Annotated in this window: 1 protein-coding gene; it reads left to right on the plus strand. The window is 50.7% G+C overall.

Annotated features, from left to right (window positions below; translation table 11 throughout):
* Nucleotides 1–414 (plus strand): alpha-amylase family glycosyl hydrolase (locus tag NE473_RS30380; protein ID WP_256265575.1); only part of this gene is annotated, 414 nt, incomplete at both ends.

Here is a 414-nt window from a genome sequence, read left to right on the forward strand (position 1 = left end):
GTTTTAAAGCATCTGAATTATATTGAGGAGTGTGGGGTCAATTATCTGCACCTGATGCCGCTTCTAGATACACCGGAGGGAAGGAGCGACGGCGGATACGCTGTTTCTGATTTTCGGAAGGTGAGGCCCGATCTGGGAACGATGGAGGATTTAGAGTGTCTGGCTGCGGAGTGTCATAAGCGGGATGTGAGCATCTGCCTCGACTTTGTGATGACTCACACATCGGAGGATCACGAATGGGCAAGAAAGGCGAGGATGGGGGATCCGGAATACCAGAGCCGGTACTTCTTTTACGATAATTACGATCTCCCGGCGCAGTTTGAGAGGACGGTTCCGGAGGTATTTCCGGCTACGGCTCCGGGGAATTTTACCTGGGTAGCAGATGCAGGGAAATACGTAATGACTACATTTTAT

Source organism: Hungatella sp. SL.1.14, from assembly GCF_024460495.1.
GTDB lineage: Bacteria > Bacillota > Clostridia > Lachnospirales > Lachnospiraceae > Hungatella > Hungatella hathewayi.